Here is a 12,392-nt window from a genome sequence, read left to right as displayed (position 1 = left end):
GCATCGACAGATGTCAATACGAGGTGCACAATCGAAAGATGCCGACGCTGCTGCCCCTCCTGACGAACACCGCCGACGGGTGCCGCTCGACCGCGCCCGCGAATGCACTGACGACGGACGATGCAGAGATGCTCGCCCGCACCTTCAAGGCGCTTGGCGACCCCACGCGGGTGCGCCTGCTGTCGCTGATCGCCGCATCGCCGGGCGGTGAAGCCTGCATCTGCGACCTCACCGCACCGGTCGGCCTGTCCCAGCCGACCGTGTCCCACCACATGAAGCTTCTCGTGGATGCCGGGCTCGCCACGCGTGAGCAGCGTGGGCGCTGGGCGTACTTCCGCGTCGTCACCGATGCCCTCGACCAGGCCGCGAACGCGCTCCGCCCGTGAAGGCGGTCGCGATCCGCGCGATGCGGCCCGAAGATTGGCCGGAGGTCGAGGCGATCTATCGCGAAGGCCTCGCCACGGGAAACGCCAGCTTCGAGGCTGAGCCGCCCGCGTGGGAGGCCTTCGACACCGGCAAGCTCGGCGTCGGCCGGTTGGTCGCCGTCGACGCCGACGGCGGCGTCACCGGCTGGGTCGCCGCGTCGGCCGTCTCCACCCGCGAGGTGTACCGCGGCGTCGTCGAACACTCGGTGTACGTCGCCGCCCGCGTTCGCGGGGGCGGTATGGGACGGGCGCTGCTTGCCGCTTTCGTCGAGGCGGTGGATGCCGCCGGGGTATGGACCGTGCAGTCGAGCATCTTCCCGGACAACCATGCGAGCCTCGCCCTTCACGAGCGAGCGGGGTTCCGCCGCGTCGGTCACCGGGAGCGCATCGCGCTCATGACCTACGGACCGTGGGCGGGTCAGTGGCGCGACACGATCCTGGTCGAACGTCGCCGCCCCGACGCAGCGCCGTAACGCGAGAAGCCCGCCCAGGCTTTCGCGTGGACGGGGTTCTCGACTGAGCGGAAGTGACAGGATTTGAACCTGCGAGGCGAGTTACCCCGCCTACATGGATTCCAGCCATGCTCCTTAGGCCGCTCGGACACACTTCCGTCGACGATCCTATCAGCCGCCGCGACGGCCGTTGTCGCTCACGCGGTCGCGAGAAGGTCCCCGGCGAGCAGCAGCTGCGGCACCTGCGTGAATCGCCACGCCCCGGCATCCGCGGGGCTGAGGCACCACACCAGGTCGAATCGATCCCCCGGCCACGCGGCGGGCGGGGGCGGGTCGATCGATCCGAGGTGGCTCAGGATGTCGGGGATCAGCTCGTGCTCCCAGGCGACGAGCGTGCACCCCGTCGTCGTACGCAGCGCCGCGGCAAGCGCGGCCGTGTCGTCCTTCTTCCACGTCGTCTCCAGAGTGAGCCCCAGCCGCGCGGCCAACGGGGTCACCGTCTGCGCGGGGCGTTTGCTCCCCTTCTCCGGATCGGCCGCGATGAGGCGCGTCGGGCGCCCGAGACTCGCACGCACGGGCACCGGGCCCTGCGACGTGCGCGGGTCGAGCAGTCCCACGAGCGCACCAGCACGCTGCCATCCGGCGACGGTGAGCGACTCGGCATCCTGCGAGCCGTCGGGCTCCACACCGTACGGCACCCCGGATGCCGCCGGTTTCTCCGCATGCCGGATGAGCATGATCAGCGGCGCGTCGTTCGCAGAAGGGGATGCCGACGCCGCGTGGACGGTCGTCGGCGGAGCGCCCGTCGCCACCGCGGAGCACGCCGAGAGCGCCAGCGCCGCCGCAGACCCCACACCCGCGGTCAGGAGGGTCCGTCGCGAGAGTGCGTCGCGCGCCTGCCGACGTTCGTCCATGTGTTCCTTCTCCGATCGTGCTCGCCGATCGTCACACGCCGGTCCGCGCCAACTCCACGGACCGAGCATGTTCATCGGGCGTGCTGGCGAAACGCCCAGCAGCCACACGGAACGCGGGGTCGCAAACGGTGCTCACGACGTCGCGCACACCGCAGATCGGGTCCCCGTTTCGGACCCGCGCCGCCGCGGGCACAGGGCGCCCGGCAGCCTAGATCGGCAGCGGTATGCGCCGGGTCTGGGCGCCCAGGTCCCACGGCTCGGTCCAGCCGAGCCGGTCGAACAGCGCGTCGATCACCATCGCGGTGAAACCCCAGACGAGATGACCCTGCACCTCGAAGGCGGGCCCGCGCCACGTCTGCCCTTCGCGCTCGATCACCGTCACCCCGCGGTTGCTCGGGTCAAGCAGGTCGGCCACCGGTGCGCGGAACACGGCGGCGGACTCCGCATCGTCGACGACACGCACGGGCGACGGATGCCGCCACCACCCCAACACGGGCGTGACGAGGTGCCCGGAGAAATCCAACGGCACCGGCGGCAGTGCGCCCAGCACCTCGACGCCGGCCGGATCGACCCCCGTCTCCTCCTCGGCTTCGCGCAGTGCGGCGGCGATCGGTCCGGAGTCGCCGGGATCGAGCCGTCCTCCAGGAAAGGCGACCTGCCCCGGGTGAGCACGAAGCGTGGTCGCCCGTTCGAGCAGCAGGACGTCGAGATCGCGCGAGACCGCAGCATCCTGCGCCGCGCGCGCACTCGGCACGGCATCGAGCACGCCGAACAGGATCAGCACGGCGGCGGCGCGTGGCGAGACCGCTGCAGGCAGTCTCTGCCGTGGCACTCCCCAGTCCCGGCCATCGCGAGCCACAGCGGCCAACTCGGCGCGTGCCCCGGCGGCGGAAGCGGTGGAGTCGGAGGGCACCCGTTCAGGCTACGACGCGTCGGTCGCTACGGGGTCATACGCAACTCGCCGGACGCGAAGGGGAACGGGAAAGCGATCGCGTACGGCTCGCCGGGGTCCGGCACCGGCACCAGGGCGAGCCACGTCAGCGACACGACCGTCGCGACGACGAAGAGCACGACGACACCGGTGGCCGCGCGCCCGAGAATCCGCCGCGCATCGTCATCGGATGCCGCGTGATGAACAACACGCTTGAGCGAGAGCAGCACGATGACGGCGGCCGCGACGAAGACCAGAGGGCTCGGACTCAGAACGAGTTCCGCGCACGCGCCAGGTCCCGAGGCCTGCCCGATGCACGACTGCTTCTGACCGCGCACGAACATGCCGTAGCCGCACGCGAGCAGCACCGACAGCAGGACGAGTCGACGCACGCGCTCGACGAGAATGACGCCGGGGAGCGTACTGCTCTCGACGAGGGGAACGGCCGTAGCTGCCATGACACCTCCGTGGTCTTCCCGCCAGCCTGCCGCCCGGGAGGGGCCCGGTCAAGGAGAACGCCCTCGGTAGGGTGGTCTCTCGTGACCTCGCCTGCATCACGGATCGGCATCGTCGTCACCGACGCCGCCTTCTACTCCGACGAAGACCCCGACCACGACACCCCGGTGCTCCTGGATGCACTCCGCGCTCGCGGCGCGGCGGCCGAGGCCGTCGTCTGGCACGACGACACCGTCGATCTCGCCGCCTTCGACCTGCTCGCGATCCGCTCCCCGTGGGATTACCCCGAGCGTCCCGATGAGTTCCAGGCCTGGCTCGAGCGCGCGGCGGCATCCACCCGCGTCGTCAACGCCCCGGCGACGATGCGCTGGAACCTCGACAAGCACTACCTCGCCGACCTCGAGGGCGCCGGCATCCGCGTGGTACCCACCACGTACGCGGACAGCGTCGACGACGTCCGCGCGGCGCTGGCCGCGCACGACCGCGTCGTCGTGAAGCCGGCGGTGTCGGCGGGGGCGCGCGACACCGGCCTTTTCGACGCCGCCGACGAGCGGGCCCTCGACCTGGCGACACGGATCATCGAGGCCGGCGACACCGCGATGATCCAGCCCGAGGTGCCCGAACTGTCCCGCGGGTGGGAGAAGGCCCTCTACCTCGTCGACGGACGATTCACGCACGCCATCTCCAAGGGCGCCCTGCTCGAAGTGGGCGGCGGACTCATCGGCGGCGTCTACGAGGAACATCCCGAACAGGTACCCGCCTACGACGACGAGATCGCCTTCGCCACCGCCGTCGTGCGGGCGGTGCAGGCCGTCACCGGCGGTCCGCTCCCCCTCTACGCCCGCGTCGACACCGTGCGCTCGCGGGCCTACGGCCTGGCGCTGCTGGAGGTCGAGCTCGTCGAGCCCGCCCTCAACCTGCACGTCGCGCCACACGTCACCGATGCCGTCGTCGATGCGCTTCTCACGGCGGCGCGAGGCGGAGCGTCCTAGCGGCGCCGGCGCCGACCGCGCGGCAGGAGGCTGACGACGAGCGGGACGAGTGACGCGATCATCATCGCGACACCGAAGACCTCGTCGGTCACCCGCAGCAGGATGCCGCCGATGAGCAGGATGCCGAAGACCACCGCAGCAAGGCCACGCTGAGCGATCCGCTCCAGGCGATCGAGTCGGCGTTCGAGGCGCGACATGTCGACCGACACCGTGCCCTCCTCGAAACCCGTGATGAGCCCGTCGAGGCGTCCGGGCAGACGCCACGCGGTCGTGGCGACCTCCGCGACCTGCGCGAGCGCGTCCTTCACGACGTTGCCGCCCTCATCACGCAGCACCTGACCGGCGAACGGCTCGATGCTCTCCCAGATGTTGTACTCGGGCTCCAGCGTGCTGCAGACGCCCGAGGTTAGCGAGATGGCGCGCACGATCAGCAGGAAGTTCTCCGGCAGCTGGAACGGCAGGCTCCGCACGACATCGCCGAACTCCTCCGCGAAGTCGCGAAACTCGCGGGGATCGACCTCGCGCAGTTGCGCGAATCCCATGCCGCCGAAGCGGGCGAACAGTTTCGCGTAGGCACGCTCGAGCTCACGGGTGTCGGCGCCGGGCAAGAGCGCGCCGACATCGAGAATGCCCTGCACCAGTCTCTTGCTGTCGCGAGCCGCGACGGCCAGCAGCACGGTACGAAGCCCTGAGCGCAGCCGGTCGTCGACGGTGCCCATCATGCCGAAGTCGATGAAGGTCAGTGTCCACGCCGGCGCCGCGGCATCCGCGCCGGCTGGGCGGGGCGTCACGAAGACGTTGCCCGGGTGCGGATCGGCGTGGAAGAAACCCGTGCGGAACAGCTGCGTGAACATGGTCGTCGCGAAGGCCTCGGCCACCTCCACGGGATCGATGCCGGCCGCGCGCAGACCCGCGACGTCGGAGATCTTGATCGCCGTCACATCCTGCAGCGTCAGAACCTTGCGCGTCGAGCGCTCCCAGACGACCTTCGGCACGGCGACGGCGGGATCATCCGCCACGTCCGCGGCGAATCGCTCCGCGTTCTGCGCCTCGTGCAGGTAGTCGATCTCCTCGCGCGACGTCGCCGCGAACTCCTCGGTCAGCGCGGGCGCATCGACGCGGTCCGAGACCAGTCGCACGCGACTCAGCCACCCTGCGACTCGGCGCAGCGCCGCCAGGTCGACGTCGACGATCTCGTCGATCCCCGGGCGCTGCACCTTCACGACGACGGCGCCGAATCCGCTCAGCGTCGCATCTGCCGGCGTCAGTCGGGCGCGGTGCGCCTGCCCCAGGGATGCCGCGGCCACCGGAGTCTCGTCGAACCAGGCATACGCGCGCTCCAGCGGCATCCCGAGCTGCGCCTCCGCTGCGGCGCGGATATCGGCGAAGGGCACGGGCGGCACCTCGTCCTGCAGCCCCTCGAGTTCTTTCGTGATCTCCGGCGGCAGCACGTCCAGGCGCGACGACATGAACTGGCCGACCTTGATCATGAGACCGCCGAGGTCGACGGCGAGCGCGTGGAAGCGGCGGGCGATGCGCTGCATCCGCGCGCTGCGCGAGCGCGCGGCGAGGCGCGCGAGGCCCACGCGCGGCAGGAACAGGTCGTACCACCAGGTCTGCGCCAGCGACAGTGCGGCGAAGCGGAGGATGCGCCGGTACCGCGCGCGTGAGCCGGACTGCACCGCCGATCAGCCCTGTGCGAGCAGCGCGTACACGCGGCGACGGGCCTCGTCGAGGAGCTCGACGGCGCTCTGCACCTGCTCCGGCGTGCCGGTGCGCCCCACCTGCCCGACCGCCTGCGCGAGCGCGAAGCCGGCCTTCGGCAGCGCGCTCATGCGGCCGCCGTCGCGCTGACCCGGTGTCTCCCAGGGCGCCGGACGGTCCGCGGAGGCTTCTGCCTCGGCGCGACCGGCGTCGGTGAGCGCATACGTCTTTCGGCCGTTCGCCTCCTCGGCGACGATCAGGCCCTCGTCGGCCAGCATCTGCAGCGTCGGGTACACCGAGCCGGCGCTGGGCTTCCACGCGCCGTCGCTGCGCTGTTCGATCTCCTGGATGATCTGGTAGCCGTGCATCGGCTGCTCGGACAGCAGGGCCAGCACCGCCGCGCGCACGTCACCTCGTCCCATGCGGGGGCCGGTGCGCTGCTCGAAGGACGCGCGGAGATTCTCCATCGCCTCCCACATGCCCGCCGAACCGGCCGCGAAGGACCCGGAGCCGAACCCGCGTCCGCCGAAGCTCGGACCGGAGAATGAACCGTTCATGATGCCTCCCGAAATCGCGCCGATCATTCGGCGATAGTGAACGATATATCGTTCACCTATGTTCGCGCCGTGAGTTCTTGCGCGCTCAGCCGAGGAACTGGAGCGGGTCGAACTCTTCGATGGGGATCACGCGCACGCGCGGCAGCTGGGCGTCGAAAGCATGCACGTCGTATTCGAGATCGAAGAACTCGATACCCGGGACGGCGGCGAACTCGCTGCTGCGGAACTCGTGGAATCCGATCAGCCCGACACGTCGGTCGTCGTCGACGAGTGCTGCGAGGTCATCGACGAAGTCACGGTCGTGGCTGACGAGAACGACGTCGCCGCTGCGGTCCTCCAGCGCCCGCAGCGTCCGCTGGATGGCGAGGTCGACGACCTTCGCGTCGGCGGGGCCCGACAGCGGCACCGGAGTGTAGCCCAGCGCCAGCAGCGCCTGCACGAATGGCATCGGCAGATGCGTCGACGCATTCAGGAAGAAGAGGCCGCGCACCGGCTGCTGCCAGCGCTCCTCGAGGAAGCCCAGGAGGCGATCCCACCGGGGACGCTCGTCAGGCTGCGGGCGACGGCCGAGGATCGATCCGCCGAGCGTGGCATCGATGTTCTCGCCGTCCACGAGGATCCAGCTGGTGCGGTCCGTCACGTTGCCTCCCTCGGCATCCGCGCGCACCCGCCCGGGCCGCGCCCTTCGACGCTAGCAGGGGCGCACGAGCTCACTCGTCGCCGCGGGAGAACATCCGGCGCAGCACGAAGAAGACGATCACCGCGACGACCAGCACCACGACGAGCTTGGCCACGAACCACAGCACGCTGAAGATCACGTTGACGATCACCCAGGCGATCGCGATCGCCACGATCACGCCGACGACGCTCCAGAGAGTGCTCCTGCTCATGCGTCCAGCGTAGGGGCGTGCGCCGTCACGCCGCGCGTCAAGCGGCCGCCAGCGCGGCGGCGATCGGCGTCGAGCCGGTGTTGAAGCTCACGGTGCGCCCTCGCGTCGCCGGCTCGTCGACCGCGGCCGCGAGCACCGCGGCGACGTCGGCGCGCGACACCGAGGTGCCCGACTCGGCATCCGTCTCGATCAGACCGGTGGCTGCGTCGTCGGTCAGGCTGGACGGCGCCAGGATCGTGAAGTCGACGCCGCTCGCGCGCAGATGATCATCGGCAGCGGCCTTCGCCTCGGCGTAGGCGAAGAAGCCGTTGTCGGGGTCGACGCCATGGTCTGCTCCAGCACCGAAATAGGACACCATGATGAACCGGTCGACGCCCGCCGCCACGGCGGCATCGATCGTGCGGATCGCGGCGTCACGGTCGACGGCGTAGGTGCGGGCCGCGTCACCGCCGCCGGCGCCCGCCGACCAGATCACGACGTCGGAGCCGCGGACGAGGTCGGTCAGCTGCGCGATGTCGAGACCCGCGACGTCGGCCACCTCGGGATGTGCCCCGGCAGCCGCCACATCGTCGGCGTGATCCGCATTGCGGATCACCGCCCTCACGTCGTGTCCGGCCCGAACCAGCAGCGGCTCGGCCTGCAGCGCGACCTTGCCGTGCCCGCCGATGATCAGGATGCGTGCCATGGTTCCAGCCTACGCGCGGCCGCCTACGCTGGAACCATGACCGCCACGACCGCTCTCGTTCTCGTCGCCAACGCCGCAGACGGCTCCCTGACCACCTTCCGCCTCGCCGACGGCACCCTCGAGCGCCTCGCCGTGACCGAGGGGCTGACGGGATGCTCCACCTTCGCCGTGGATGCCGCGCGCGACCTCGTCTACGCGGCGGTCAAGGGGGATCCTGCCGGCATCGTCACCCTCTCGCTCGACCGTACGAGCGGCATCCTCACTCCGCTGTCGCGCCGCGATCTCCCCGCCGGCGGCATGAACTACCTCGCGCTCACGCGCGACGGCACGGCCCTTCTCGGCGCGAGCTACGGCGGTGGCTACGGCATCCTCTCCCCCATCGTCGACGGCGTCGTCGGCGAGCCGGTATCGACGATCTCCTACCCCAACCTGCACTCGGTGCTGCCGAGCGCTGACGGCCGGTTCGCCTACTTCGTCTCGCTCGGCGCCGACCTCGTCGCCCAGTACGCGATCGCCGACGAGCTCGCCCTCGTCCCGCTGGAACCCGCGACCGTGGCGGCTCCCGCCGGCAGCGGACCGCGCCATCTGCTGGTGAACGACGCGCAGGATGCCGTCTACGTCATGACCGAGTTCTCCGGCGAGGTGCTGCATTACGCCCGCGATACGGCGACCAGCACGCTGGAGCTGGTGGGCGCGGCATCCGCCTTCGACCGTTCGAAGGGTCTCGGCCACAGCGAGTTCGGCGCCGATCCCCTCGCCCACCACTTCATCTGGGGCGCCGACCTGCACGCCGGCGCGGACGGCCGCGTGCTGTGGGCGTCGGAGCGCACCGAGAGCACGCTCGCCGCGGTTCCGGTGGCCGCCGACGGCAGCCTCTCGGATGCCGCGACCTTCACCGTCACCGAGCAGCAGCCCCGCGGCTTCGCCACGAGCGCCGACGGTCGCTACCTCGTGGCCGCCGGCGAGAAGTCGACGTCGGTGTCGCTGTACGCCGTGGACGGCGAGCGCCTCGAGCTGCTCCAGCGCGCCGAGACCGGCAACGGCGCCAACTGGGTGCGCTTCATCGACTGACGCCCGTCGTCCGTCCCGCCTCGCCGCATCCGCCGCCCGATGACGACGAGAGCGGACGGATGAACCGCCTCAGAGGCCGACCATCTCCGCGCTGCGCTCCCACAGGCGCGCGGCGATGACCGGATCGGCGGCAACCGGCGAGGTGCGCGCCCGGCGGTTGGCGACGTAGTAGCCGCCGTGCTCCCAGTCCAGACCCGGCTTGCCCAGCGCGAGCCAGGCCAGCCGCGCCCCGCCGACATCGGTCGAGGTCAGCAGCCGGCTCGTCACGGGATTGGTGTACATGAAGCGCCACGGACCCTTGGCCGTGGCCGCGAAGCTGCTGCCGATCACGCCCGGGTGGAATGCGGCCGCCGCCACGCCGTCGTCGCCCCAGCGCCGCTCGATCTCCTTCGTGAACAGGATGTTCGCGAGCTTCGCGTTGCCGTATGCCGAGCTCGCAGAATATCGCCGCTCGGCGTTGAGGTCGTCGATGTCGAAGCGCGAGAAACGTCGCGCGGCGACGCTCGAGGTCTGGATGACCGCGGCTCCCGCGTCGACGAGGCGATCGCGCAGCAGATTGGTGAGCAGGAACGCCGCCAGATGGTTCGTCTGGAAGGTCGCCTCGAATCCGTCGACCGTGACGGTGCGATCGCCGAAGATGCCGCCCGCGTTGTTCGCGAGCACGTCGATGCGCGGATAGCTCGCCCGCAGTTCATCGGCGAGCGCGCGCACCTGCGCGAGGACGGCGAAGTCGGCGACGTGGAACGGCATGCCGATCCCCTCGGCCACCTGCCGGGTCCGCCGCGGGTCGCGCCCGACGACCACCACCCGCTGCCCGGCCAGGGCGAGCTGTCGGGCCGCGGCGGCACCGATGCCGCTGCTGGCTCCCGTGATCACGATCGTGCGGGGGTCGTTCTCGTTCATGCCGGGAGGGGTCATGCGGCGAGTCTACGTCCGCCGACAGAGGGTCCTGCCGGGCCGCCCCCTGCATGACCGCGACCCGACAGGAGTGCAGGGGTCAGGGCGAGGGGATGCCGCCGTTGACGTTCAGCGTTTCGCCGATGACATAGCTGGACTCGGCCGATGCGAGGAACACGTAGGCGGGGGCGAGTTCGGCGGGCTGGCCCATTCGCCCGAGTGCGGTGTCCTCGCCGAAGCTGTCGAGCTTGTCCTGCGGCTGGCCGTCGGTGGGCTGCAGCGCCGTCCAGATCGGCCCGGGCGCGACCGCGTTGACGCGGATGCCGCGCGGCGCGACCTGTTGGGCGAGCGCCTTCGTGAACGCATTGATCGTGGCCTTCGTCGACGCGTAGTCGACGAGCACATCAGAGGGCTTGTACGCCTGGATGGAGGTCGTGTTGATGATCGACGAGCCCGGTTCGAGGTGCGCGAGGGCGGCCTTGGTGATCCAGAACATCGCGTACACGTTGGTCTTGAACGTGTCGTCGAACTGCTCGTCGCTCAGGGTCTCGAGATCTTCGTTGAAGATCTGCTTGCCCCCGTTGTTGACGAGGATGTCGAGTCCGCCGAGGCCGTCGACGGTCTTCTCGACCAGGTCGCGGCAGTAGGCGGCATCCTTCAGATCCCCCGGAAAGGTGAGCGCCGTGACGCCGGCGTCGCGGATGAGCCCGGCGATGCGCTGCGCGTCCTCCTCCTCTTCGGGCAGATAGGAGATCGCGACGTCGGCGCCTTCGCGCGCGAACGCGATCGCGGTGGCGGCACCGATGCCCGAGTCGCCGCCGGTGATGAGGGCGCGGCGGCCGCGCAGACGCCCGGTTCCGCGGTAGGTGTCCTCGCCGAGATCCGGACGGGGCGTCAGTTCGGCCTCGAGGCCGGGTTCCGGCATCCGCTGCTTCTGCGGCTCGATGTCGGCGTAGAGGGCGGCCGGGTCGGTGAACGTGTACTGGTCGCGGGTCATTCCGGCAGTCTCGGCGACCGGGCGCCGCCGCGCAGGTGGATTGACAGTGCCGTCGGGCGGTGTTAGCGCGCGCGGGCGCGCTCGTCCGTCCCGTCGCGCCGCCATGCCTCGTCCACAGCGACATCTGCGGCCGGACGGGCGGGGGCGGTGCGGCCTCGGCGTGCGATCGCGACGTTCACGACACCCAGCGACAGGACGATCGCCGCGGCCAGGGCGGGCACGACCATCGCGACGCTCAGCGAAAACTCTTCGGCGATCCAGCCGGTGGCCGCCGCGGCGAGCGCCTGCGCGAGCGTGAGGGCGGAGCTGAGCAGCGTCATGGTCGTCGCCGATCGTCCGCGCGGGGCGCGCTCACCGGCGAGCGAGAACAGCGTCACCAGCGTCGGCCCGACGCCGAGCCCCATGACGAGCAGCCAGCCGGCGACCATGCCGAGGCTCGACGAGGTCGCATACCCGACGGATGCCGCCGTCAGCACTCCCGCGAAGGCGAGCCAACGGTGGCGCAGGGCGAAGCGCGCGGGCAGCAGCACGACGCCGAGGGCCAGCACCGCGGAGCCGATGCCCATGAGCCCGTAGAGCAGGCCCGCCTGCGCCTCGTCGCCCGCAGCCCGCGCGAAGGCCGTCAGTGACGTCAGCGCCGCGCCGAAGAACATTCCCACCCCGAACGTCGCCGCCACCAGCACGAGCATCGAGGGCGTCAGCACCGCGCGGAAGGCGGCGCGCTCCGCCGCGGTGTCGGCGCGACTCTGCAGCAGGCGCGCGGTGGGGTGCAGCGCGAACGCGAGCACGAAGCCGAAGCTGAGCGCTGCGGCCACCGCGATCGGAGCCCACGGTGCGATGAGGGCTGCGAGGATGCCGACCAGGAACGGGCCGATGACGAAGGCCGTCTCGTCGGCAGCCGACTCGTACGACATCAGCCGCGAGGTCGTCTTCGTGCGCCGCTCGGGAGCGATGCGCGCGGCGACGATGGCCAGCAGCCGGCTGCGCGACATGGCCGCCGCCTGCGGTCCGGTCAGCCCGATCGCCAGAGCCGCCGCAAGGATCACGCCCGGGGGCGCCTCCGCCGTCGCCACCAGCGGGAACAGCGCGAGCAGGATGCCGTTGGCGAGCCCCACCGGGACGAGCACGCGCCGCTGTCCGTGTCTGTCCACGAGATCGCCCATGATGGGGCCCGCGATGACGACGCCGATGCCGACGGCGGCCGAGGTGAGCCCGCCGAAGCCGACCGAATCGGTCGCGTGGACGACGAGCATGAGCACGCCGACGGTCATCATCGCGAAGGGCAGACGTGCAACGAACGCGATCGGCCAGTACGCCCATCCGGTGTGCGCGATCAGCGATGAACGACCGCTGGCGGTCGAGGGGTGGTGCACGGGGTTCCTCCGGGACATGGGCTCGTTGTTCACGTGCCGCCTTGCCCT

The 12,392-nt window shown here is 70.8% G+C and carries 15 protein-coding genes and 1 tRNA gene; 4 read left to right on the top strand and 12 right to left on the bottom strand.

Features of this window, described 5'->3' with window-relative positions; genetic code table 11:
- Positions 1–38: 38 nt before the first annotated feature.
- Positions 39–386 (top strand): metalloregulator ArsR/SmtB family transcription factor, encoded by a 348-nt coding sequence (locus CEP17_RS00730; protein ID WP_112930891.1) that lies wholly within the window; start codon positions 39–41, stop codon positions 384–386.
- 20 nt (positions 387–406) lie between these two features.
- Positions 407–898: a GNAT family N-acetyltransferase gene (locus CEP17_RS00725; protein WP_204359843.1), complete on the top strand. Its 492-nt coding sequence runs from the start codon at positions 407–409 to the stop codon at positions 896–898.
- 48 nt (positions 899–946) lie between these two features.
- Here CEP17_RS00725 and CEP17_RS00720 read toward each other — a convergent pair.
- The 4 genes from CEP17_RS00720 to CEP17_RS00705 all read right to left on the bottom strand — a co-directional run bounded on the left by CEP17_RS00720 (position 947) and on the right by CEP17_RS00705 (position 3,180).
- A tRNA-Ser gene (locus tag CEP17_RS00720) sits at positions 947–1,035 on the bottom strand.
- A 39-nt stretch (positions 1,036–1,074) separates the two neighbouring features.
- Positions 1,075–1,791, bottom strand: coding sequence for a hypothetical protein (locus CEP17_RS00715; protein ID WP_204359842.1), 717 nt, complete (start codon positions 1,789–1,791; stop codon positions 1,075–1,077).
- Positions 1,792–1,999: 208 nt separating this feature from the next.
- Positions 2,000–2,704 carry a CoA pyrophosphatase gene (locus tag CEP17_RS00710; protein ID WP_112930889.1) on the bottom strand — a complete coding sequence of 235 codons (705 nt, stop codon included), beginning with the start codon at positions 2,702–2,704 and terminating at the stop codon, positions 2,000–2,002.
- A 26-nt stretch (positions 2,705–2,730) separates the two neighbouring features.
- On the bottom strand, positions 2,731–3,180 hold the full coding sequence (locus tag CEP17_RS00705; RefSeq protein WP_036319929.1) for a hypothetical protein: 450 nt from the start codon (positions 3,178–3,180) through the stop codon (positions 2,731–2,733).
- Positions 3,181–3,261: 81 nt separating this feature from the next.
- Between CEP17_RS00705 and CEP17_RS00700 the strand changes: the two genes are divergently transcribed.
- Positions 3,262–4,170: a hypothetical protein gene (locus CEP17_RS00700; RefSeq protein ID WP_112930888.1), complete on the top strand. Its 909-nt coding sequence runs from the start codon at positions 3,262–3,264 to the stop codon at positions 4,168–4,170.
- On the opposite strand, the gene CEP17_RS00695 is transcribed toward CEP17_RS00700, so the two are convergent.
- The 5 genes from CEP17_RS00695 to CEP17_RS00675 form a co-directional block, all read right to left on the bottom strand.
- The gene (locus CEP17_RS00695) at positions 4,167–5,852 is read right to left on the bottom strand and encodes an AarF/UbiB family protein (protein ID WP_112930887.1); all 1,686 of its coding nucleotides are present in this window, start codon (positions 5,850–5,852) and stop codon (positions 4,167–4,169) included. The genes CEP17_RS00700 and CEP17_RS00695 overlap by 4 nt on opposite strands.
- A 6-nt stretch (positions 5,853–5,858) precedes the next feature.
- Positions 5,859–6,431 carry a PadR family transcriptional regulator gene (locus tag CEP17_RS00690; RefSeq protein WP_112932826.1) on the bottom strand — a complete coding sequence of 191 codons (573 nt, stop codon included), beginning with the start codon at positions 6,429–6,431 and terminating at the stop codon, positions 5,859–5,861.
- Positions 6,432–6,516: 85 nt separating this feature from the next.
- Positions 6,517–7,071 (bottom strand): NYN domain-containing protein, encoded by a 555-nt coding sequence (locus tag CEP17_RS00685; protein ID WP_112932825.1) that lies wholly within the window; start codon positions 7,069–7,071, stop codon positions 6,517–6,519.
- 70 nt (positions 7,072–7,141) lie between these two features.
- Positions 7,142–7,321: a hypothetical protein gene (locus CEP17_RS00680; protein WP_039411607.1), complete on the bottom strand. Its 180-nt coding sequence runs from the start codon at positions 7,319–7,321 to the stop codon at positions 7,142–7,144.
- Between the two features lie 37 nt (positions 7,322–7,358).
- Positions 7,359–8,006, bottom strand: coding sequence for an NAD(P)H-binding protein (locus tag CEP17_RS00675; protein WP_112930886.1), 648 nt, complete (start codon positions 8,004–8,006; stop codon positions 7,359–7,361).
- A gap of 36 nt (positions 8,007–8,042) precedes the next feature.
- Between CEP17_RS00675 and CEP17_RS00670 the strand changes: the two genes are divergently transcribed.
- Positions 8,043–9,077, top strand: coding sequence for a beta-propeller fold lactonase family protein (locus CEP17_RS00670; RefSeq protein ID WP_112930885.1), 1,035 nt, complete (start codon positions 8,043–8,045; stop codon positions 9,075–9,077).
- A 69-nt stretch (positions 9,078–9,146) separates the two neighbouring features.
- Here the strand turns inward: CEP17_RS00670 and CEP17_RS00665 are convergent, their stop codons facing one another.
- From CEP17_RS00665 to CEP17_RS00655, 3 genes are all read right to left on the bottom strand, one after another.
- Complete coding sequence (locus CEP17_RS00665) at positions 9,147–9,980, bottom strand: SDR family NAD(P)-dependent oxidoreductase (RefSeq protein WP_112932824.1); 834 nt, start codon at positions 9,978–9,980, stop codon at positions 9,147–9,149.
- A gap of 94 nt (positions 9,981–10,074) precedes the next feature.
- Positions 10,075–10,971 carry an SDR family oxidoreductase gene (locus CEP17_RS00660; RefSeq protein ID WP_112930884.1) on the bottom strand — a complete coding sequence of 299 codons (897 nt, stop codon included), beginning with the start codon at positions 10,969–10,971 and terminating at the stop codon, positions 10,075–10,077.
- Positions 10,972–11,033: 62 nt separating this feature from the next.
- Complete coding sequence (locus CEP17_RS00655) at positions 11,034–12,344, bottom strand: MFS transporter (RefSeq protein WP_112930883.1); 1,311 nt, start codon at positions 12,342–12,344, stop codon at positions 11,034–11,036.
- Positions 12,345–12,392 lie beyond the last annotated feature (48 nt).

The organism is Microbacterium sp. PM5, from assembly GCF_003293595.1.
Classification (GTDB): Bacteria; Actinomycetota; Actinomycetes; order Actinomycetales; family Microbacteriaceae; genus Microbacterium.
Note: the sequence above shows the minus strand (reverse complement) of the source record. Positions and strands in the feature narration are given on the sequence as shown.

Coding starts and splice junctions, on each gene's coding strand:
- CEP17_RS00730 (WP_112930891.1), top strand. CDS start 39: ATGCCGACGCTGCTGCCCCTCCTGACGAACACCGCCGACGGGTGCCGC.
- CEP17_RS00725 (WP_204359843.1), top strand. CDS start 407: ATGCGGCCCGAAGATTGGCCGGAGGTCGAGGCGATCTATCGCGAAGGC.
- CEP17_RS00715 (WP_204359842.1), bottom strand. CDS start 1,791: ATGGACGAACGTCGGCAGGCGCGCGACGCACTCTCGCGACGGACCCTC.
- CEP17_RS00705 (WP_036319929.1), bottom strand. CDS start 3,180: ATGGCAGCTACGGCCGTTCCCCTCGTCGAGAGCAGTACGCTCCCCGGC.
- CEP17_RS00690 (WP_112932826.1), bottom strand. CDS start 6,431: ATGAACGGTTCATTCTCCGGTCCGAGCTTCGGCGGACGCGGGTTCGGC.
- CEP17_RS00680 (WP_039411607.1), bottom strand. CDS start 7,321: ATGAGCAGGAGCACTCTCTGGAGCGTCGTCGGCGTGATCGTGGCGATC.
- CEP17_RS00675 (WP_112930886.1), bottom strand. CDS start 8,006: ATGGCACGCATCCTGATCATCGGCGGGCACGGCAAGGTCGCGCTGCAG.
- CEP17_RS00670 (WP_112930885.1), top strand. CDS start 8,043: ATGACCGCCACGACCGCTCTCGTTCTCGTCGCCAACGCCGCAGACGGC.
- CEP17_RS00665 (WP_112932824.1), bottom strand. CDS start 9,980: ATGAACGAGAACGACCCCCGCACGATCGTGATCACGGGAGCCAGCAGC.
- CEP17_RS00660 (WP_112930884.1), bottom strand. CDS start 10,971: ATGACCCGCGACCAGTACACGTTCACCGACCCGGCCGCCCTCTACGCC.